Origin of the sequence: Pseudomonas orientalis, assembly GCF_001439815.1 — a bacterium.
GTDB lineage: Bacteria > Pseudomonadota > Gammaproteobacteria > Pseudomonadales > Pseudomonadaceae > Aquipseudomonas > Aquipseudomonas orientalis.
This window is the reverse complement of sequence record NZ_JYLM01000002.1, coordinates 202521-222623: the sequence shown is the minus strand read 5'-3', so window position 1 is coordinate 222623 and position 20103 is coordinate 202521. Positions and strand designations below refer to the sequence as shown.

At 62.5% G+C, this 20103-nt stretch carries 18 protein-coding genes and 1 pseudogene; 11 read left to right on the top strand and 8 right to left on the bottom strand.

Annotated elements, in window-relative coordinates; all coding sequences use genetic code 11:
* Positions 1-16: 16 nt before the first annotated feature.
* A complete protein-coding gene (locus tag TU82_RS05340; RefSeq protein ID WP_057722089.1) occupies positions 17-1582 on the bottom strand; it encodes a TerC family protein in 1566 nt (521 codons plus the stop codon).
* Positions 1583-1953: 371 nt separating this feature from the next.
* Between TU82_RS05340 and TU82_RS05335 the strand changes: the two genes are divergently transcribed.
* From TU82_RS05335 to argE, 4 genes are read left to right on the top strand one after another with little or no spacing between them, the layout of a single operon-like run.
* Entirely contained in the window at positions 1954-3285 is a 1332-nt protein-coding gene (locus TU82_RS05335; RefSeq protein ID WP_420892997.1) for a flavin-containing monooxygenase, read from the top strand.
* A gap of 23 nt (positions 3286-3308) precedes the next feature.
* Positions 3309-3719, top strand: a complete 411-nt coding sequence (locus tag TU82_RS05330) for a RidA family protein (RefSeq protein ID WP_057722087.1) — start codon at positions 3309-3311, stop codon at positions 3717-3719.
* An 11-nt stretch (positions 3720-3730) separates the two neighbouring features.
* Entirely contained in the window at positions 3731-4408 is a 678-nt protein-coding gene (locus tag TU82_RS05325) for a DUF1028 domain-containing protein (RefSeq protein WP_057722086.1), read from the top strand.
* On the top strand, positions 4405-5550 hold the full coding sequence (gene argE / locus TU82_RS05320) for an acetylornithine deacetylase (protein ID WP_057722085.1): 1146 nt from the start codon (positions 4405-4407) through the stop codon (positions 5548-5550). Before TU82_RS05325 ends, argE begins: the two co-directional genes overlap by 4 nt.
* Before the next feature lie 58 nt (positions 5551-5608).
* Here the strand turns inward: argE and TU82_RS05315 are convergent, their stop codons facing one another.
* Positions 5609-6520 (bottom strand): LysR substrate-binding domain-containing protein, encoded by a 912-nt coding sequence (locus TU82_RS05315; protein ID WP_057722602.1) that lies wholly within the window; start codon positions 6518-6520, stop codon positions 5609-5611.
* A 250-nt stretch (positions 6521-6770) separates the two neighbouring features.
* Between TU82_RS05315 and TU82_RS05310 the strand changes: the two genes are divergently transcribed.
* Positions 6771-8186, top strand: coding sequence for a purine-cytosine permease family protein (locus TU82_RS05310; protein WP_057722084.1), 1416 nt, complete (start codon positions 6771-6773; stop codon positions 8184-8186).
* Positions 8187-8373: 187 nt separating this feature from the next.
* Here TU82_RS05310 and TU82_RS05305 read toward each other — a convergent pair whose 3' ends face one another.
* Positions 8374-9573: a TPM domain-containing protein gene (locus TU82_RS05305; RefSeq protein WP_057722083.1), complete on the bottom strand. Its 1200-nt coding sequence runs from the start codon at positions 9571-9573 to the stop codon at positions 8374-8376.
* A 131-nt stretch (positions 9574-9704) separates the two neighbouring features.
* Between TU82_RS05305 and TU82_RS05300 the strand changes: the two genes are divergently transcribed.
* Both TU82_RS05300 and TU82_RS05295 read left to right on the top strand, forming a co-directional pair.
* Positions 9705-10520, top strand: a complete 816-nt coding sequence (locus tag TU82_RS05300; RefSeq protein ID WP_057722082.1) for an alpha/beta fold hydrolase — start codon at positions 9705-9707, stop codon at positions 10518-10520.
* The gene (locus TU82_RS05295; protein WP_057722081.1) at positions 10510-11670 is read left to right on the top strand and encodes a PAS domain-containing sensor histidine kinase; all 1161 of its coding nucleotides are present in this window, start codon (positions 10510-10512) and stop codon (positions 11668-11670) included. Before TU82_RS05300 ends, TU82_RS05295 begins: the two co-directional genes overlap by 11 nt.
* Here TU82_RS05295 and dapF read toward each other — a convergent pair.
* Positions 11630-12445: a diaminopimelate epimerase gene (gene dapF, locus TU82_RS05290; protein WP_057722080.1), complete on the bottom strand. Its 816-nt coding sequence runs from the start codon at positions 12443-12445 to the stop codon at positions 11630-11632. The genes TU82_RS05295 and dapF overlap by 41 nt on opposite strands.
* Positions 12446-12606: 161 nt before the next feature.
* On the opposite strand from dapF, the gene TU82_RS05285 reads away from it, so the two are divergent.
* On the top strand, positions 12607-13125 hold the full coding sequence (locus TU82_RS05285) for a P-loop nucleotide/nucleoside kinase family protein (protein WP_057722079.1): 519 nt from the start codon (positions 12607-12609) through the stop codon (positions 13123-13125).
* A gap of 24 nt (positions 13126-13149) precedes the next feature.
* Here the strand turns inward: TU82_RS05285 and TU82_RS05280 are convergent, their stop codons facing one another.
* From TU82_RS05280 to TU82_RS05270, 3 genes and pseudogenes are all read right to left on the bottom strand, one after another.
* On the bottom strand, positions 13150-13566 hold the full coding sequence (locus tag TU82_RS05280) for an SRPBCC family protein (protein WP_057722078.1): 417 nt from the start codon (positions 13564-13566) through the stop codon (positions 13150-13152).
* Between the two features lie 28 nt (positions 13567-13594).
* Positions 13595-14392, bottom strand: a complete 798-nt coding sequence (locus TU82_RS05275; RefSeq protein WP_057722077.1) for an SDR family NAD(P)-dependent oxidoreductase — start codon at positions 14390-14392, stop codon at positions 13595-13597.
* A 16-nt stretch (positions 14393-14408) separates the two neighbouring features.
* Positions 14409-14636 (bottom strand): annotated as a pseudogene (locus tag TU82_RS05270) (aldo/keto reductase); the annotation flags it as partial.
* A 169-nt stretch (positions 14637-14805) separates the two neighbouring features.
* Between TU82_RS05270 and TU82_RS05265 the strand changes: the two are divergent.
* Both TU82_RS05265 and TU82_RS05260 read left to right on the top strand, forming a co-directional pair.
* Positions 14806-15702 (top strand): LysR substrate-binding domain-containing protein, encoded by an 897-nt coding sequence (locus tag TU82_RS05265; RefSeq protein ID WP_057722075.1) that lies wholly within the window; start codon positions 14806-14808, stop codon positions 15700-15702.
* A gap of 267 nt (positions 15703-15969) precedes the next feature.
* Positions 15970-18111, top strand: coding sequence for a TonB-dependent siderophore receptor (locus TU82_RS05260; RefSeq protein WP_057722074.1), 2142 nt, complete (start codon positions 15970-15972; stop codon positions 18109-18111).
* On the opposite strand, the gene TU82_RS05255 is transcribed toward TU82_RS05260, so the two are convergent.
* Positions 18101-19231 (bottom strand): MFS transporter, encoded by a 1131-nt coding sequence (locus TU82_RS05255; RefSeq protein ID WP_057722073.1) that lies wholly within the window; start codon positions 19229-19231, stop codon positions 18101-18103. The genes TU82_RS05260 and TU82_RS05255 overlap by 11 nt on opposite strands.
* A 98-nt stretch (positions 19232-19329) precedes the next feature.
* On the opposite strand from TU82_RS05255, the gene TU82_RS05250 reads away from it, so the two are divergent.
* Positions 19330-20100 (top strand): AraC family transcriptional regulator, encoded by a 771-nt coding sequence (locus tag TU82_RS05250; RefSeq protein WP_057722072.1) that lies wholly within the window; start codon positions 19330-19332, stop codon positions 20098-20100.
* Positions 20101-20103: the final 3 nt, after the last annotated feature.

Below are 20103 nucleotides of genomic sequence, written 5' to 3'. Positions count from 1 at the left end.
ACCCTTGAAGGCATATTCAGGCACGCCCTGAAAGAGGCTCAAGGCCTACCTGCGTCACCCGGCGCTCTCGCACCGCAGCCACCGTCAAGCGCCAACCTTCATGTTCCAGGTGATCGCCCACCACGGGCAGGCGATCAAGCAGGCTCATGACCAGACCGGCCAGGGTCTGGTAATCCTCGGTAGCGGCCGCCTTGAAGCCGGTGCGCCGGCGGACCTGGTCGAGGTTCAACGCGCCATCGGCACGAAACCCCGCGCCGTTCTCGACAATGCCCGGCCCTTCGATCTCGCTGGCATCCGGCAGCTCACCGGCGATGGATTCGAGAATGTCGGTCATGCTCAGCACGCCCATGAAATCACCGAACTCGTTGATCACAAAGGCGATATGGGTTGATTCCTGGCGCATCTGTTCCAGTGCGTTCAGGATCGAAAAGCTTTCCAGCAGGTTGATCGCCCGGCGCGCCAAATGCTCCAGGTTCGGCTCGTTGCCGGCCAGATAATCCTTGAGCAATTCCTTCTTGTGCACGAAGCCCAGGGGCTCATCCACTGCGCCGTTGCGAATCAACGGCAACCGCGAGTAGGACGAGTGCATCAGTTTCAGGCGAATACTCTCGGGATCGTCCGCCAAATCGATACAGTCGACCTTGGCCCGTGGCGTCATCAGCGTGCGGATCGGTCGTTCTGCCAGTTGCAGCACACCACTGATCATCACGCGCTCGCGTCGGTCGAACAACGGGCCCTGCGCAGCATCCGACTCGTCCAGCAGGTCCGCCACCTCTTCGCCGACCTCCTCCAACGCCAGGCTGCGACCGCCGAGCAGGCGCATCACCGCGTGGGCGGTACGCTCACGCACCGGCAATACGCCTTGCGCCGACTTCTTGCGCCGCGAGCGGGCGATCTGGTTGAACACTTCAATCAGAATCGAGAAGCCGATTGCCGCGTACAAGTAGCCTTTTGGAATATGGAAACCCAGGCCTTCGGCAGTCAGCGCGAAGCCGATCATCATCAAAAAGCCCAGGCACAGCATGATCACCGTCGGGTGCGCGTTGACGAAGCGGGTCAGCGGCTTGCTCGCCACAATCATCAGGCCGATGGACACAATCACCGCGATCATCATCACCGCCAGCTCATCGACCATGCCCACGGCGGTTATCACCGCGTCCAGGGAGAACACCGCGTCAAGCACCACAATCTGCGCCACGATCGGCCAGAACATCGCGTACGCCACGTTGCCCTTGTGCTGGGCCACATGCCCTTCCAGGCGTTCATGCAGTTCCATGGTGGCCTTGAACAACAGGAACACACCGCCAAACAGCATGATCAGGTCACGCCCGGAGAAGCTCTTGTCGAACACTTCGAACAGCGGCTGGGTCAGCGTCACCAACCAGGAGATACTCGCCAGCAGGCCCAGGCGCATCAGCAAGGCCAGGGACAAACCGATCAGCCGCGCACGGTCGCGCTGCTCCGGCGGCAGCTTGTCCGCCAGAATCGCGATAAACACCAGGTTGTCGATGCCCAGCACCAGTTCCAACACAATCAAGGTCGCCAGGCCGAGCCAGGCCGTTGGATCCGCTAACCATTCCATCTATGGATTCTCTGTATTCAAGTTTTTCAGAATGCCGGGCACGGCAAAGCGCGATCATTGGACCGGGACAAGATTAGTCGATGAAATACGGGGTGTTTGAGCGGGAACGACGACAGCGGGTGTCCTGGGGAAAGACGACTGGGGGGCTCCGAGAGGGTGTTCATGCAAGTCCTGACATAACAAAAGGACCTGAATCCTACAGCCAAAACACTTAATTCCTACAATTCAAAACTATTACAAAACCTGTCTCCCACATTCGACCGAGTCGCCTCAGTCAGCCCCTCACACCCCGCTCTGCATCCGATATTTATGCTCACTCCCAAGCTTAATAATATTTTATTAAAAACCCCCCTCCCCCTAGCCTTGCAGTCATGCCCAAGCTGAATCCAACTGCATTACGCAAGGACAGACACATGACCCAAGCAATAACAAAAACAGACACCCTGGTGGTGGGCGCCGGCCAGGCCGGCGTGGCCATGAGCGAGCACTTGAGCAAGCACGGCGTGCCACACCTGGTGCTGGAACGCAGCCGCATCGCCGAGCGCTGGCGCACCGGGCGCTGGGACTCGTTGGTCGCCAACGGGCCGGCCTGGCATGACCGTTTTCCCGGCCTGGAATTCGACGACATCGCGCCGGACGGCTTTGCGCCCAAGGAGCGCGTGGCGGATTACTTCGAAGCGTATGCGCGCACGTTCAATGCGCCGATTCGCACGGGCGTGGACGTCACGTCGGTGGTGCGCAACGAAGGTCGCCCAGGCTTTACCGTGCACACCAGCGAAGGCGTGATCGAAGCCAACCGGGTGGTGGCGGCCACCGGCCCGTTCCAGAAGCCGGTGATCCCGGCCATCGCGCCGATAAATGCGGCGCTGCATCAGATTCATTCCGCCGACTACCGCAACCCCGCGCAACTGCCGGCAGGCGCCGTGCTGGTGGTGGGCGCCGGTTCTTCCGGGGTACAGATTGCCGATGAGTTGCAGCGCGCCGGTCGCCAGGTGTACCTGTCGGTCGGTGCCCATGACCGCCCGCCTCGCGCTTATCGCAACCGCGATTTCTGCTGGTGGCTGGGGGTGCTGGGCGAGTGGGACCAGGCGGCGATGAAGCCTGGCCGCGAGCACGTGACCATTGCGGTGAGCGGCGCCCACGGCGGCAGGACCATCGATTTTCGTGAGCTGGCCCAGCAAGGCATGACGTTGGTCGGCCTCACCCAATCCTTCCATGGCAACGTGGCTAGGTTCCAACCCAACCTGGTGGACAACCTGGCCCGTGGCGACGAGAACTACCTGGCCCTGCTGGATGCGGCCGACGCCTACATCGAGCGCAACGGCCTGGACTTGCCCCTGGAGCCCGAAGCCCGCCGCGTATTCCCGGATGCGCACTGCATCAAAAACCCGATCCTGGAACTGGACCTGGCCCAGGCCGGCATCACCTCGATCATCTGGGCCACCGGGTTTGCCGTGGACTACAGCTGGCTCCAGGTGGATGCGTTCGATGCGGCCGGCAAGCCCCGGCACCAGCGCGGTGTCTCCAGCGAAGCCGGCATTTATTTCCTCGGACTGCCCTGGCAGTCACGGCGTGGCTCGTCGTTTATCTGGGGCGTATGGCATGACGCCAAGTACGTGGCGGACCACATCGCCATCCAGCGTCAATACCTTGAGTACCGCGAACCCGCCTCGCCGGTTCGCCCGTCCCCTGTCAGCGCCTGATCCCTTTACCGGAGTTTTTCACAATGCCTACTCACACCCGTATCCGCATGTTCAACACCCGGCAAACCTACCCCAACCAGAGCCTGGACAACGACCTGTGCCAGGCCGTGCGCGCCGGCAACACCGTGTATGTGCGCGGCCAGGTGGGCACGGATTTCGATGGCCAGTTGGTGGGCCTCGGTGACCCGCGGGCCCAGGCCGAACAGGCCATGCGCAACGTCAAGCAACTGCTGGAAGAAGCCGGCAGCGAGCTCAGCCATATCGTCAAGACCACCACCTACCTGATCGATCCGCGCTACCGCGAACCGGTGTATCAGGAAGTCGGCAAGTGGCTCAAGGGCGTGTTCCCGATCTCCACCGGGCTGGTGGTCTCGGCCCTGGGCCAGCCGCAGTGGCTGATGGAAATTGATGTGATCGCGGTTATCCCGGAATAAGGAGGCGAGCCATGACCTTTTCCATCGTCGGTCGCTGCGCGGACACCGGCCAGTTGGGCATCGCCATCAGCTCATCGAGCATCGCCGTGGGCGCCCGCTGCCCATGGCTGCGCCCGGGCGTGGGCGCGGTCGCCACCCAGAACATCACGTTGCCGGCCCTCGGCCCCGACGTGCTCGATTTGCTCGAGCAAGGCCTCACGCCCGCCGATGCCATCGACACCGCCCTGACGCGCAACGGCTACAGTCAATACCGGCAACTCACGGCGATCGATCACTTGGGCCGCAGCGTGCATTTCAGCGGCAGCGAAACCCTGGGCACCCACAATGCCCTGTCGGGCGAGCAGTGCGTGGCGGCGGGCAATATGCTCGCTGACCCAGGGGTGATCGAAGCGATGGTCCAGGCCTTCGAACACGGCGAAGGCCAGTTGGCCGACCGCTTGCTGGCGGCCATGCATGCCGCCATCGCCGCCGGCGGCGAAGCAGGCCCGGTGCATTCGGCTGCGCTGGTGGTGGTGGGCGAACTCACCTGGCCGATCATCAACTTGCGCGTGGACTGGGCCGATGAAGCGCCCATTGGTGAACTGCAAACACTCTGGGACGCCTACCGCCCGCAGGTGCAGGACTACGTCGACCGCGCCCTCGCCCCCGACCGCTCCCCCGGCTACGGCGTGGCCGGAGACGAGCGATGAGCCGCAGCCGCGACCTGTTGCAGACGCTGGTGGGGTTCGATACCACCAGCCGCGAATCCAACCTGCAGTTGATCGAATTCGTGCGCGATTACCTGGCGGGCTTCGGCGTGGCCAGTGAGTTGATCTACAACGCAGAAGGCAGCAAGGCCAACCTGTTCGCCAGCGTCGGCCCGATTGAGCTGCCCGGCATTGTGCTGTCGGGGCATACCGACGTGGTACCGGTGGACGGGCAACCCTGGACGCTGCCACCGTTTCAACTGACCGAGCGTGACGGCAAGCTGTACGGCCGTGGCACCGCCGACATGAAGGGCTATATCGCCTGCGTGCTGGCGCTGGTGCCGGAACTGGTCAAGGCGCCGTTGCGCCTGCCGCTGCATATTGCCCTGTCTTATGACGAGGAAGTCGGTTGCCTCGGTGTGCGTTCGCTGCTTGGCGTGCTGGCGCAACGTCCGGTGAAGCCGATGCTGTGCATGATCGGCGAGCCGACCGAGCTCAAACCGGTGCTCGGCCACAAGGGCAAGCTGGCGATGCGCTGCGATGTGCATGGCCAGGCGTGTCACTCGGCGTATGCACCGTCCGGCGTGAATGCGATTGAACATGCCGCCGAGTTGATCGGCGAACTGGGGCGCATCGGCCAGCGCTTGCGCGCACACCAGGACCCGCGCTTCGACCCGCCGTTCAGCACCGTGCAAACCGGGGTGATCAGCGGCGGCAAGGCCCTGAATATCGTACCGTCCGATTGCCGGTTTGATTTTGAAATACGTGCCCTGCCCTTGACGGATCCAGGCGAAGTGGCCGAGGCGTTGCAAGCGTACGCCATGCAAGAGGTACTGCCGCGCATGCAGGCCGTGAGCCGGCAGAGTTCGATCCGGTTCACCGAGTTGTCGGCCTACCCGGGCCTGGTCACCGATGAGCGCAGCCAGGCTGCCGAGTTGATTGCGGCGTTTTCCGGCTCGCGGGCGTTTGGCACCGTGGCGTTTGGTACCGAGGGCGGGCTGTTTGATGCAGTCGGCATCCCCACCGTGGTGTGCGGACCGGGGAGCATGGACCAGGGGCACAAGCCGGATGAGTTTGTGAGCCTGGAACAGCTCAAGGGTTGCGATGCCATGTTGCAGCGGATGCTGGACTGGCTACGCATCTGAACGCACCAACAATCAACTGTGGGAGGGGGCTTGCCCCCTCCCACATTTTGTTCTGTGTTCAACCAAGTAATCGTGCCAGTTCTTCGCGGCAATAATCGACGAACAACTGCACTGGTTTGGTCAGTGGAGCCCGTCTTAGCCAGACGGCCGACAAGCCTGAACCTGTCACGGTTTCCATCAACGGAATACACACCACCTTCTGCCCATCATAGGTGTACTCGCTGAACGGTTTGGTCACCAGGATCGAAAACCCGAACCCCCGCCCCACCATCCCGCGCACCATCTCGATCGAAGGCGAGCTGAACACGATATTCGGCGTCAACCCGCGTTCTTCAAAGATGCTCACGAAGTAGGTCCGGCTGGGCAGCACGTCCAGCAGAATCATCGGTTCCAGCACCAGGTCCGCCAACGACACTTTGGCCTGCCGTGCAAAGCGATGATCGGCCGGCAACAACGCGTACGGCTGCTGCGGCGGCATCAACGGCGTGGTTTCGATGGAGCCGCCCAGGTCGTGTTCGAACAGCATCGCCACATCGATCGTGCCCGCGGTCAGCGCCTGCACCAACTCCTGTTGCTCACCATCGCGAATGCGGATCTCCACCCCCGGCCAACGCGCCTTGAAGCCGGCGATCAAACGCGGCAGGTACAGCGGTGCCACGGTTTCAAAGCAGCCGATATCGATCTGCCCGGCCACCACATCATTGTCCGCCAAGGCGTTCTGTTCGAACTCATGGGCCACTCGCAACAGCTCCAGCGCCTTGCGATAGAACCGCGCGCCGCTGGGGGTCAGGGACACGCCCTGGGCGTGATGGCGGATAAACAGCTGCACGCCAAAACTGTCTTCCAACTGCTTGATCGCGGTGGAAACCGACGGCTGGGCGATATACAGCTTGCGCGACGCCTCGGCGACGCTGCCGCATTCGGCCGTGGTGACGAAATATCTGAGTTGGCGCAGGTTGTAGGCAGCCATCGGGCCTCCGAAAAACAGGGTGTTTTGCCCCAGACCAGTGCAGGAAAAACCGGCTTTTTCCAGCAATTGGAGCCCCTGCAACATACCGGAGCAAAAATCGCCGCGAGATACTTTTTTTAAGGTCTATAGCAACAAACTTACTAATTTACCTCCCCGTGTCCATTGCAGATGATCGCTCCAACAACAAAGCGCCGCCGTTGCTGCGCACAGCGAAGTACGTCCACGTACTCACCTTGCCTTGGAGCTCGTCATGGTTACCACTGCAACATCCTCCGCCCCGCTTATCGAAAAACACACGATTGGATACGTGCCCCCGGAAGATCGCCATGGAAAGGTAAGAGACCTGTTCACCCTGTGGTTCGGCGGCAACATCGCACCGCTGCCGATCGTCACCGGCGCCTTGGGTGTGCAGCTGTTCCACCTCAACCTGGTGTGGGGCATCATCGCCATTCTCGTCGGCCATCTGGTGGGCGGTGTGTTGATGGCGTTGCACTCGGCCCAGGGCCCGCAGATGGGCATTCCGCAAATGATCCAGAGCCGTGCCCAGTTCGGCTCCCTCGGCGCGTTGCTGGTGGTGGTGATTGCCGGCGTGATGTATATCGGCTTCTTCGCCTCCAATATCGTGCTGGCCGGTAAGTCTCTGCACGGCGTGGTGGATGCGGTACCGGTGCCGGTCGGCATCGTGATCGGCGCCATCGGTTCCGGGATCATCGGCATCATCGGCTATCGCTTCATTCATGTGCTCAACCGCATCGGCACCTGGGTGCTGGGCGCCGGCATCGTGCTGGGCTTCGGCTACATCTTTACCCATGTGCAGACCAGCGATTTCCTGACCCGTGGCAGCTTCAACATTTCCGGTTGGCTGGCCACCGTGTCCCTGGCCGCGCTGTGGCAGATCGCCTTTGCGCCGTACGTCTCGGATTACTCGCGCTACCTGCCGGCCGATGTCCCCGTCGCTTCCACCTTCTGGACCACCTACCTGGGTTCGGCCCTGGGTTCGAGCCTGGCGTTCATCTTCGGCGCCGTCGCCGTGCTTGCCACGCCCGTCGGCATGGACACCATGGAGGCGGTCAAGCTCGCCACCGGGTCCATCGGTCCTTTAATGCTGGTGCTGTTCCTGCTCAGCGTAATCAGCCACAACGCCCTCAACCTGTACGGCGCGGTGCTGTCGATCATCACCCTGGTGCAGACCTTCGCCTACCGCTGGATTCCCACGGCGAAAAGCCGCGCGGTGATCTCGATTGTGGTGCTGGTGGCCTGCGCAATTGCGGCGGTATTCGCCTCCAAGGACTTCATCGGCCACTTCGTCGACATGGTGCTGGTGCTGCTCGTGGTGCTGGTGCCGTGGACCGCGATCAACCTGATCGACTTCTACGCAATCCACAAAGGCCAATACGACATCGCCTCGATCTTCCGCGTGGACGGCGGCATCTACGGCAAGTACAACCCCCAGGCGCTGCTGGCGTATGCGGTGGGGATCGCGGTGCAGATTCCGTTCATGAACACGCCGCTGTACGTGGGACCGATTTCCGAACATATCAACGGCGCGGACCTGTCGTGGGTGGTGGGGTTGGTGGTGACGTCGCCGTTGTACTTCTGGTTGGCGAGTCGGGACAGTGCGTATAAGCGTCGGATGGACGGAGGGAAGTTGGTGGGTGGGGTTTGATACAGAGTCTCAGTGAGTTGTGAGCGAGCTGCAACCAGCCAACCTGGCATGCCAAACTCGGTCAAAACTGTGGGAGGGGGCTTGCCCCCGATGGCGGTGTGTCAGTCACTGTATGTATAGACTGAACCCCTGCTATCGGGGGCAAGCCCCCTCCCACATTTGGATCTCGGTGGTACCTTCTACCTCTTTACCAACTCCCCGACGCCCCGCCGCCGCCGCTGGAACCACCACCGCCGGACGAGCTGCTGCTGGAACTGGAGCCGCCGGAACTCGAACCGGAGCCACCGCTCGATCCCGACCCCGAACCCTCGCCGACCTTGCCGAAAAGAATCAACGCCACAAACGACGCGATAGGGAACGCCAGCAGCCAGCCGTCGCGGCCATGATCGATCACCAGCCCGGCCACGCCATACACCACGACCGCCGCCACCAGTCGCACGCTAAAACCTGTGCGGCTGGCCCTCCAGGTTTGCCGCATGATCAGCAGCAGCACCAGGTACAACCCCAGTACCACCAATACGCCCAGCGGCCACAGCAGCCACCGGATAAAACTGACGTCCACGTAGCGGTCGGCCACCACCAGAGCGGCGATATAGACCAACAACCCAATTACGCCGTAGAACAGCGCCCGCACCTGCCACAATGCGCCAAACAGGGCACCGCCGATCAACAGGGTGAACGGTATGATAAACAGAAACATCGGCCATTCCCGCCCGCCGCCCAGCAGCGCCAGCAACAGCGTGGCCGCCACCGTGACGATCAAGGCCTTGCGCCAATGCAACTTGCCGGCGGCCAGCAGCACACCCAGCAGGCCACCCAGAACGAACGCCGCCAGCAGCGCGATGAATTGCGGGTTGATTCCGCGCTTGGCGACTTCAGGCAAGTCGCCGCCGTCCACCAGCACCGTCAGCGCGTCCACGCCCTGTTGAACACCGCCGGCAAAGTCACCCTGGCGAAACGCCGGGGTGATGCGCTCTTCGATGATGCGATGGGCCAGCAGGTCGGTGACCGTGCCTTCCAGCCCGTAGCCCACTTCGATGCGCAGGGTGTGGTCGTTCTTGGCCACTACCAGCAGGATGCCGTCATCGACGTCCTTGCGCCCCAGCTTCCAGGCGCGGAACAGTTGGTTGGCATAGTCTTCGATGGCGGTATCACCGGTGCTGGGCACCAGCAATACAGCGACTTGCGCGCCTTTGCGTTGTTCAAGGTCTGCCAGTTGCTGCTTGAGGCGCTGGACGCTGTCCGCGTCGAGGGTGTTGGTCAGGTCAATGACCCGCTGGTCAAGCGCAACGCCGATAGGCGAGGTGTCGGCCCTGGCGGTGATCAACAGACTGGCCAGTACCAGAACCAGCACGCTCAAGACCGATTGCCGTAGAATCACCATCATGTATTGTTACCTGAAGTTTCGTCCTGAAGGTGCCGACTTTACCTTATCCGCGCGCTAACGCGTGACCCAGGGCCTGCGACTCTCTAAACTGCCGCTGCGCTGCATAGCACTAAGCCATCTACGAGAACGCCATGGACTTGCTTCACCGCAACAACGTCAGTGTGATGGGCCACGGCTCTTCGACTTTGGTGTTTTCCCATGGCTTTGGCTGCAACCAGGCGATGTGGAATGCCCTGGCGCCGCATTTTCGCGAGCGCTTTCGCGTGGTCCTGTATGACCTGGTCGGTGCCGGCCTGTCGGACCTCAGCGCGTTCGATAAAGACAAATACAGCACGTTGAACGGCTATGCCCGCGATCTCAATGAAATTATCGACGCCTACGCCCAAGGCCCGGTGATTCTGGTGGGGCACTCGGTCAGCGCAATGATCGGCACCCTCGCCGACCGCCTTGCGCCGGGGCGGGTCGCGGCGCATGTGATGATTGGCCCGTCGCCGCGCTATATCGACACCGATGGCTATGTCGGCGGCTTCAAGCGCGACGACATCGACGACCTGCTCGACACCCTCGACAGCAACTACCTTGGCTGGTCCAGCAGCATGGCCCCGGTGATCATGGGCGCCCCGGAACAACCTGAACTGAGCGCCGAACTGACCGCAAGTTTCTGCCGCACCGAGCCGGACATCGCCAAGCAATTTGCGCGGGTGACCTTTCTGTCGGACAACCGCCACGATGTGATCGGCCTGACCACGCCCGTACTGATCCTGCAGTCAAGCGACGACTTGATCGCCCCCGTGGCCGTCGGCGAATACCTGCACAGCGTGTTGCCCAACAGCACCTATCACCTGGTGGACAACATCGGCCACTGCCCGCACATGAGTGCGCCCCAGGCATGCGCGGCGGCCATGGATCAGTTCCTGGCGCCCTGGGCGACCGTCAGTGCCGGCTGAGTCGCTGTTCGACAACGCCGCCTGTGCCCTGGCGGTGACCCGGCAAGACGGCACGATTGTGCAGGCCAACCAGCGCTTGAGCGACTGGCTCGGCCTCGGCAGCACCCAACTGATCGGGCAACGCTTTCAGGACCTGCTGACCATGGGCGGGCGGATTTTCTACCAGACCCATCTGGCGCCGATGCTGCGTATGCATGGCGGCGTCAACGAGGTGAAGCTCGACATTCGCCATCGCGACGGCCACAAAGTGACCGTGCTGCTCAACGCCCATAAACGTCAGCAGGACGACGAGGTGGTGTACGACCTGGCGCTGTTCGGCACGACCGACCGCGACAAGTACGAGCGCGAGTTGCTCAACGCACGCAAGCTGGCCGAAGCGCTGCTTCAGGAAAAGACCGCCACCGAGCAGGCACTGCATCAGGCCCAGGCCGAATTGCGCGAGGCCTATGCCATTGCCCAGCAACGCGCGTTGTTCGCCGAACAGATGGTGGCGATTGTCAGCCACGACTTGAAGAACCCCCTGACCGCGATCCGCATGGCGTCGGACTTTCTTCGACGCGGCCAGCGCACGCCCAAGGAGCAGCAGTTGCTTGGGCATATCGGCCAGTCGTCCGAACGTGCCCAGCGCATGATCGCCGACCTGCTGGACTTCACCCAGGCCAGGGTTGGTCACGGCATCACCATCCGCGCCCAACCGCTGGATTTGCACAGTGTGATTCATCGCGCCGTGGACGAACTGCGGGTGGCCTTCCCCAGGGCCACGCTGGTGCATCACGCCGAGGGCCGTGGCGATGCGTGCCTGGATGCCGACCGTGTGCAGCAGGTGATCGGCAATCTGGTCGCCAATAGCGTGGCCTACGGTGACCTGCAACAGCCGATCACTGTCACCTCGCGCCTGGGTGCCAGGGGCGCCGAGGTGTCGGTGCATAACTACGGCACGGCGATTCCCGAGGCGTTGCTGGCCGTACTGTTCGAACCCATGACTCGCGGCACCCACCAGGGCAGTGATGTACGCAGCGTGGGCCTGGGCCTGTATATCGTGCGCGAACTGGCCAGGGTGCACGGCGGCGATGTGGCGGTGAACTCTTGTGCGACGCGCGGCACCACCTTCAGCGTGACGTTCCAGGCAGGTACGCCGCACCCTGCATGATCGGCTCGACACTGCCCGTGAGCACTACCCCGCCCTGCCCGTCCCACTGCACCGTCAGCGTGCCGCCGTCGCATTCGACCTCTACCTTGTCATCAAGCAGCCCGCGCCTGACCCCATTGACCACCGCCGCGCAGCAGCACGACCCGGAGCCCAACGGCACGCCACCGCCCCGCTCCCAGATGCGCAGCCGGATGCGGTTGCGGTCGAGCACCTGCACAAAATGCACGTTGGTTTTGGCCGGGAACAGCGGGTGACGTTCCAGGGCCGGGCCCACGGCTTCGACATCGACGGTGGCAATGTCGTCCACGAAAAACGTGCAGTGCGGATTGCCCATGCCACAGGCGGCCGGCTCGCCGTCGATAGGCAGCACGCGAGTGTCCATCGCCCTGGCCAGCGGCACGCCGGCCCACTCCAAGGATGGCGCGCCCATGTCTATCGAGACGCGCTGGCCGCTGACGCGCACGCACGTCAGCAACCCTCGGTCGGTACGCAGCACGATGGCGTGGGCGCCTGTTTCATGCATCAGCCGGTCAGCCACGCCGCGTGTCGCGCTGCCGCAGGTTTGCAGGGGTGTGCCGTCGGTGTTCCAGAACTGCACGCGGGCGGCGGCATCGTCGCAGTCGAGGATCACGGCGAGCTGATTGAAACCGATACCGGTGTGCCGATCACCCAGGCGCCGGGCGATCTCCGGGGTAATGGGGTTATCCTGGCCACGGCGATCGATGATGATGAAGTCGTCGCCGTGGGCGTGCATCTTCACGAAGGGTAAAGTCATGGGCGATCCTGTGGTCGAACTGAACGGCCCTACTCTAACACCCCTGTAGGAGCGAGCTTGCTCGCGAAAAGCGCAGGGACAGCACGTTTTTTCCTGGAACTACGCGTCATCGTTGACGTTTTTCGCGAGCAAGCTCGCTCCTACAAAAGGATTGACGGACCATGCTAATCGTATTCAGCGGCCTGCCCGGTAGCGGCAAGACCACGATTGCCAGGGAGCTGGCACGCCGGATGGGCGCGGTTTATCTGCGCATCGATGTAATCGAACAAGCGCTGCGCGGGTCTGGCGTACTGGCGGGCGATGTGGGTGCCAGCGGCTATGAGGTGGCGAATGCGCTGGCCTTGAGTAATTTGCGTGTGGGCCAGCGAGTGATCGCCGACTGTGTGAACCCGGTAAGGGAAAGCCGCGAGGCTTGGCGGGCCGTGGCGCTGGCGGCGGGCGTCGAACTGATCGATATTCAGGTGGTGTGTTCCGATCAGCAGGAGCATCGGCGCCGAGTGGAGAGCCGTGAGGGCGATATCCCAGGCCTGCTGCCGCCGACTTGGCCATCGGTGCTGGCGCATGAGTATGAAGCCTGGGACACGCCGCCATTCACGCTTGATACGGCAGCGTTAACGTCCGAACAGGCCAGCACCGCAGCCCATGTCTATCTGTCGAGTATGGGAGCCGTTGAGCGTTAGCGCAGCCCCCACCCCCGATAGGTATCAACCAGGAAAATTGGCCCGCAAGGCCGTCAGGCCATCGCCGTAAACGCCGGCAAACAGTTCCTCCACCGCTTCATCGGTAGTGCCCGCAGCCGGTGTGAACACCCCGGACCAGGTCACTTTCGCCGACGCGTCAGTCAAGGCTTCCACCTGCACGGTCGCCAGATAGGCGCTCACCGGAAACGGCGACTGTCCAATGGTGTAGCTGTAGGTGCGCGCCACATTGTCGAAGGTCTGCAACCGCTCGACGATCTGGCCGCCATCAGTGGTATGCAGGTGGCGCACGCGGCCGCCTTCGCCCGGCTCGCTCTTGGCGATAAAGGGCAGCCAGTCGGGCAGGCTGTTGAAGCCGCCGATCAGTGCCCACACCTGGTCCGCCGAGGCAGGAATTTCAATCACAGAAGACGCTTTTGCCACAATAAATACTCCAAATCGTTAAAAGAATTCAGATCGCCATGCTGTCTACCACACCACCGTCGACCCGCAACGCGGCACCGGTGGTGGCAGACGACAGCGGTGAAGCAATGTACGCCACCAGGTTGGCCACTTCATCCACATTCGCCGCACGCTGGATGATCGAGGTCGGCCGTGCACTGCGCACGAATACATCGGCTTCATCCCGCGCGGTGCGCCCGGATTTTTGCGTGGCGTCCTTGAGCATGTGTTCCAGGCCGTCGGTAAAGGTCGGCCCCGGCAGGATCGCATTCACCGTCACACCGGTACCTGCCAGGCGCTTGGCCAGGCCATGGGACACCGCCAGGTTGGCGCTTTTGGTCACGCCATAATTGATCATGTCCGCCGGGGTCGCTACGCCGGATTCGGATGACACGAAGATCACCCGCCCCCAGCCCTGCTCGACCATAGCTGGCACATAATGCCGCGCCAGGCGCACGCCAGAGATCACATTGACCTCATAGAAGCGCGTCCATTCACTGTCCGGCGCCTCGAAGAAATCCACATCATTGAAGATGCCCAGGTTGTTGACCAGGATGTCGGCGCGCGGTTCGGCGGCGAACAGTTTTTCAGCGCCTTCGGTCGTACCCAGGTCGGCCACCAGCCCGCGCAGATTGGCGCCCGGCACTGCTTGGCGAATACTCGCCAGCGCAGCGTCAACCTTGCCGGAATCACGCCCGATCACCACCACGGTGGCGCCGGATTGCGCCAGGGCCTGGCTGATGCCCAGGCCGATGCCGGCGGTGCTGCCGCTGACGATTGCCACTTTGCCGCTTATATCGATTTTCATGGTGGAACTCCTGAAGTTAAAGCGGCAGAGGCGCGCGAAGCGAAATCAACTGTGCATCGCGCAGCGCCTGCCAGAAGGCTGCTGGAATCTGCTCTGACAACGCCGCCACGTCTTCGGCAATCCGCCCCGGACGACTGGCACCGGGAATCACCGCCGCCACGGCCGGGTGCGCCAGGGAAAACTGTAGCGCAGCGGCCTTGACGCTTACGCCAAACGCCTGGGCAATCGCCTTGATATGCTCGACCCCAGCGGCGCGAGTGCCAAAGCCCAATACGCCGGGCAGTATGTGGTTCAAGCTCATGGTGGTTCCTCAATCGGTTCAAGGTCGCGTTGACCGTTGAGCAGATCCTAGATTGCCTTGATCAGACCGTCCAAGACATACTGCGACCAACTTGAGTCCCAGCAGGTCTGACATGATTGATCTACGCCAACTGCGCTACTTCGAAGTGGTCGCCGAAGAGGAACACGTCGGCCGCGCCGCCGAGCGCCTGCACATCTCCCAGTCGCCCTTGAGCCGGCAGATCGCCCAGCTCGAAGAACGCCTGGGCCTGACGCTGTTCGAGCGCAGCCAGCAACGTATCCGCCTGACCCGCGATGGCCACACCTTCCTTGCCGAAACCAGGGCGCTGCTGACCCATGCCAACCGCCTGGAGTCCCTGGGCAAGCGCCTGGGCCGGGGTGAAGAAGGCGGCTTGTGCATCGGCTATATCGAGAACGCCATGCACGCCGGTGTACTGCCCAACGCCTTGCGCGTGCTGCGCGATGACCGGCCTGCCGTGCATATCAAATTGTATAACCTGCCCTCCCTCGAACAGCTCGAAGGTCTGCGTCAGCGCAGCCTGGACATTGCCCTGGTGGGCGAACCGCCCGCGGCCGACGACCCGGACCTGACCGCCCGGCAAGTGCTCGATGACCCGATGCTGCTGGCCCTGCCGGAACATCACCCGTTGACACGCCAGCGCGAGTTGCTGCCCGAGCACCTGGCCGACCAGCAATGGATCGGCGTGCAACGCAAACCCGGCGCCAACCCGGCGGATGATTTTGTGGCGGCGTGCATCCGCGCAGGGTTCACCCCGCAGATCCCCATGGAAGCCAGCGAGCCCTTCACCGCTTTGGGGCTGGTGGCCTCCGGACTGGGCGTGGCGATGGTGCAAAAAGGCCTGAGCCGCAACGCACCGCCCGGCGTGGTGCTGCGCGAACTGCCGTGGCTGAGCTACACCACACCGCTGTGGGCGGCATGGCACCGGATCAACTTGCGGCCGTTGGTGGAGACGTTTCGCAAGGTGCTGACCGAACCTGAGGCTATTTAACGGATGCTCCATCGCGCAAATGTGGGAGGGGGCTTGCCCCCGATTGCGGCACATCAGCCACAGATGAGCTGACTGACCCATCGCTATCGGGGGCAAGCCCCCTCCCACATTTGATTTTCGCTGCTTTAAGCATTTCGTTCGCTTAACTGACTGGCATTAGGGCAAGCCCCCTCCCACATTGGACCGAGTCCGTATTCGATAACTTGTAAAGCTCAGCGCTTCCCCCTAGCTTATGCGCCCCCGCCCAGCGCTTTAAGGCCTTGCCCCATGGTTTTGCGTTTTCGCCCCGTCGTCACTTCACGTTTCGCCCTCGGCCTGTTGCTCAGTGGAGGCATCGGCAACAGCCTGGCAGCGCAGATCGAACTGCCGGCAGTGAAGGTCCAGGGCCAGGACGAGTCCGGTTATCGCAGTGAAACCGCCTCGGTGGGTGGCTTCGATGAAGCGCCCTTGCTCGATACCCCGGCCTCCATCAGCGTGATCAACGCCGCACTGATCAAGGACCAGCAAGCCCGCCTGCTCAGCGAGGTGCTGCGCAACGACGCCTCGGTGGGCGACAGCTATGCACCCATCGGCTATTACGAAAACTTCGTGGTGCGCGGGTTTTCGCTGAATGCGGCGAGCAGCTACAAGATCAATGGGCGCACCATCACCGGCGAGCAGAATGTCGCCCTGGAAAACAAGCAGCAGGTCGAAGTGCTCAAGGGCCTGGCCGGGTTGCAAAGCGGCATTTCCGAACCCGGCGGCGTGATCAACTACGTGACCAAGCGCCCCGAGGACGTGCGTTCGGTGACGGTATCCAGCGACGATCGCGGCAGTGGTTATATCGCCACCGATGTGGGCGGCTGGTTTGGCAGTGAGCAGCAATTTGGCCTGCGCGCCAACGTCGCCCATGAGGACCTCAACTCGTACGTGGAACACGCCAACGGCCAGCGTGATTTTGTGTCACTGGCCTTTGACTGGAACATCAGCCCCGACGCCGTGCTGCAACTGGATGCCGAATACCAGAACAAACAGCAGCGCTCGGTGCCGGGGTATCAATTGCTGGGTGGCACTGAAGTGCCTCGCGACGCTTCACCGAAAAAGCTGCTGGGGCATCAGACCGGGGGCAAGCAGGTAGGCATTGATTCGCTGAACCTCAACGGCAAGTTTGACTACCGTTTCAGCGATCAGTGGAAAGGCAGTGTCAGCGCGGCGCGCAGTAAAGTGGTGATCGATGACTACAGTTCATTTGCCTGGGGTGGCGATACCAATGGCGTTGGCAATTATTTCACGCCGGAGGGCGGCTACGACATCTACGACTACCGCAGCCCCGACGACACCCGCCGCGACGATGAAATCCAGGCGGCCATGACCGGCTTGTTCGATACGGCAGGCCTGGGCCACGAACTGACCTTCGGCACCAGCGCGTTTCGCCGGGTGATCGACAAGCGTGACGCGGTCAACGAATACATTGGCAGTGGCACTATCAATCAGGATGCCCCCAGCTTCACGCCGACCGACAAACCGCTGAACGACAGCCATCGCAACCTCGATAGCCGTCAGTACGGCGTGTTCGTCACCGACCGCATCCGCTTCAACGAGCAGTGGCAGACCCTCCTCGGTGGCCGCGAAGTTCGCCTGGATGAAAAGGCCTTCGATAAAAATGGTACCGAATCGCGCCACACTCAGCGGTATGTGTTCCTGCCGCAAGCGGCGTTGATCTATAAACCGGTAGACAACGTTTCGCTGTACACCCGCTACAGCAAAGGTTTGTCCCTGGGCGGCACCGCGCCGTGGTTTGCAGGCAACAGCAGTGAAACCCTGGCGCCCACCACGTCACGCCAGCTCGAAGCCGGAGTGAAATACGACTGGCGCCGCATCAGTTTCGCCGCCGCCGTATTCCAGACGCGCCAGGCTTATCAGTACGCCAAGCCCGAAGCTGACGGCTTCACCTACGTGCAGCAAGGCCAGCAGAAGAACACCGGCCTGGAGCTGTCCGCCAACGGCTGGGCTACCGACCGCTTGCAGATCGCCACCAGCGTGGCCGCCATTCGAGCGCGGGTGAGCGGCAGCGGTACGCCGGACTACGAAGACCACCAGGCGATCAACGTGCCCACGCTGCGCGCCAGTGTGTATGCCGACTATGCGTTGCCGTGGGTCAATGGCCTGGCGGTGCTCGGTGGCGTGCAATACAGCGCCAAAAAGTACGCTAACCGCACCGGCAATGTGCAAGTGGGCGATTATGCGGTGGTCAATATGGGCAGCCGCTACACCACCAAAGTAGATGGTTATGAAACGGTATTTCGCTTGAGCGTCGACAACCTGTTCGACAAGCGCTACTGGCGCGACGCAGGGGAGTACATGGGCGATGACTATCTGTTCCAGGGTGCGCCGTTGACGGCGCGCCTGAGTGCGTCGGTCAACTTCTGAAGACCCGCGGCGTTGCCAGCCACAATGCCGCCAGGCCGCACACCAGCAGGCTCCAGCCCAGGTCCTGGGCCCAGGCCACCAGGCTCAGGCCGCTGCCAATCACCAGGTAGTACAACAAACCAAACAGTGCGCCGGCGGTGCCGAGACGGTCGCGATAATCGACCAGCGCCGCCCCGAGCACGTTGGGGATTGCCATGCCGAATGCCAGCACCACCAGCAGCATCGGCCATACCAGCAGCGCACTGTGTTGCAGGGCCAACACCAACAGGCTGCCGACCACCGCCACCACCGCAGCGACAAACACCAACTGATCGCTGTCCATCCCGCGCTTGAGCAGGATTTTGTTCAGCCACGCGCCCAACCCGGACCCCAGGGCCAACAGCACGCCGCTGTAGCCGAACTCGGCGGTGGAGCGCCCTAGCTGCGCGAAGATAAACGGCCCCACGCTGTAATAGCTGAACAACGCAATATTGAACGCCGCAACCAACCCGACCGAGCGCCAGATCCCGGCATCCTTGAGCATCAGGCCGAGTGTCTGGCCAAGGGCGGCCGTGGGCAGCGTGGCCGGGCGCGTTTCCGGCAAGGCCCACAGGCTCCAGCTCCACAGCAGCAGCGCCAACAGCAGCAACCCGCCGAGCACGCCGCGATAACCGAAATACTCGACCAGACTCGCACCGCTGAACAACCCGATGGCAGGGCTTGCCGCCAGCGCAATGCCCATTGCGGAAAATACCTGGGCCAGTTCCACACCCTGGAAACGGTCGCGCAACACGGTCTGCGTGACCACCGATCCCACTGCGGCCCCGAAGGCGGCAGCGGCCTGGGCCAGCAGCAAGGCATTGAAGGTTGCCACGTTCAGGGCCAGCGCCGTGGCCCCCGCATAGAGTGCAAGCCCGATCAACATGACGGGCCGCCGCCCCCAACGATCACTCAAACGTCCCCATACCACCACGCCGACGGCAAAGGCCAGGAAGTACACCGACAGTGCCTGCCCGGCCCGTTCGGGCGCGACCGCAAAAGCCCGGCCGATATCGCCCAAAGCCGGGCTGTACAGGGTCTGCGCCAACTGCGGGAACATCAGCAGGGCCATGGTTAACATCAGCAGATTTTTCGACTTCATCACCAGATCCCTCCCTAAACACACCGCAGGGATTCTAGAGCGCCGCGCCTGGGGTATTATCCGAACTTCGACAGTTTACCCTTGAAATCGGACATCCCATGGCTTGGCTTGAGGCCACCGCGTCGTTCAACCCCGACGCATTCGCGGCGCCCGTGATCGGCATCGCCGCAGTGCTGGGCAACCACGACTCCGGCTTGCACCGGCACCAACGCGGGCAACTGCTGTTCACCCAGCAGGGTTGCACGCGGATCACTCTGGACAATCAACTGTGCCTGTTGCCCCCCACGCGCGCGGCCTGGATCCCCGGCGGCTTGCCCCATCGCGCGGTGATGCAGCAAACCGTGGATTATCGTTCGGTGTATGTGAGCGCGGCCCTGGCCGAGCAGTTACCGGCGCAGGTGCGGGTGATCGAAGTGAGCGCCCTGCTCAGGGCGGTGCTGGAACCGATGGCCCTGGCCCCGTTCGAGACCGATTGGCACACGGGCCGCCATGCGCATTTGCTCGGCCTGTGCCTCGACGAAATCCGCCAGGCCGCCGAACAGCCGCTGCTGCTGCCTTTGCCCCGGGACAAACGCCTGGCGCCGCTGCTGGCCCGGCTCGACCGCCTGCCCCCCACGTTGCAGGCGCTGGAAAAGCACATTGGCGCCAGCACCAAGACCATCGGCCGGATTTTCCTTAGGGAAACCGGCCTGGGGTATCAGCAGTGGCGCCAACAGTGGCGTCTGATGCGGGTGATCGAACTGCTCGCCATCGGGCGCAGCCTGGGCTACTGCGCCTTTGAACTGGGCTTTGCCAGCGACAGTGCGTTGATCGCCTTCTTCAAAGGCATGACCGGTACCACGCCGCGCGGTTATTTCAAGTCCGGCTGAACG

What these genes read in the sequence shown, in the direction of transcription:
- TU82_RS05340 (WP_057722089.1), bottom strand. Translation starts at nt 1,582, where the DNA reads ATGGAATGGTTAGCGGATCCAACGGCCTGGCTCGGCCTGGCGACCTTG.
- TU82_RS05335 (WP_420892997.1), top strand. Translation starts at nt 1,954, where the DNA reads ATGCCCAAGCTGAATCCAACTGCATTACGCAAGGACAGACACATGACC.
- TU82_RS05330 (WP_057722087.1), top strand. Translation starts at nt 3,309, where the DNA reads ATGCCTACTCACACCCGTATCCGCATGTTCAACACCCGGCAAACCTAC.
- TU82_RS05325 (WP_057722086.1), top strand. Translation starts at nt 3,731, where the DNA reads ATGACCTTTTCCATCGTCGGTCGCTGCGCGGACACCGGCCAGTTGGGC.
- argE (WP_057722085.1), top strand. Translation starts at nt 4,405, where the DNA reads ATGAGCCGCAGCCGCGACCTGTTGCAGACGCTGGTGGGGTTCGATACC.
- TU82_RS05315 (WP_057722602.1), bottom strand. Translation starts at nt 6,520, where the DNA reads ATGGCTGCCTACAACCTGCGCCAACTCAGATATTTCGTCACCACGGCC.
- TU82_RS05310 (WP_057722084.1), top strand. Translation starts at nt 6,771, where the DNA reads ATGGTTACCACTGCAACATCCTCCGCCCCGCTTATCGAAAAACACACG.
- TU82_RS05305 (WP_057722083.1), bottom strand. Translation starts at nt 9,573, where the DNA reads ATGATGGTGATTCTACGGCAATCGGTCTTGAGCGTGCTGGTTCTGGTA.
- TU82_RS05300 (WP_057722082.1), top strand. Translation starts at nt 9,705, where the DNA reads ATGGACTTGCTTCACCGCAACAACGTCAGTGTGATGGGCCACGGCTCT.
- dapF (WP_057722080.1), bottom strand. Translation starts at nt 12,445, where the DNA reads ATGACTTTACCCTTCGTGAAGATGCACGCCCACGGCGACGACTTCATC.
- TU82_RS05285 (WP_057722079.1), top strand. Translation starts at nt 12,607, where the DNA reads ATGCTAATCGTATTCAGCGGCCTGCCCGGTAGCGGCAAGACCACGATT.
- TU82_RS05275 (WP_057722077.1), bottom strand. Translation starts at nt 14,392, where the DNA reads ATGAAAATCGATATAAGCGGCAAAGTGGCAATCGTCAGCGGCAGCACC.
- TU82_RS05265 (WP_057722075.1), top strand. Translation starts at nt 14,806, where the DNA reads ATGATTGATCTACGCCAACTGCGCTACTTCGAAGTGGTCGCCGAAGAG.
- TU82_RS05260 (WP_057722074.1), top strand. Translation starts at nt 15,970, where the DNA reads ATGGTTTTGCGTTTTCGCCCCGTCGTCACTTCACGTTTCGCCCTCGGC.
- TU82_RS05255 (WP_057722073.1), bottom strand. Translation starts at nt 19,231, where the DNA reads ATGAAGTCGAAAAATCTGCTGATGTTAACCATGGCCCTGCTGATGTTC.
- TU82_RS05250 (WP_057722072.1), top strand. Translation starts at nt 19,330, where the DNA reads ATGGCTTGGCTTGAGGCCACCGCGTCGTTCAACCCCGACGCATTCGCG.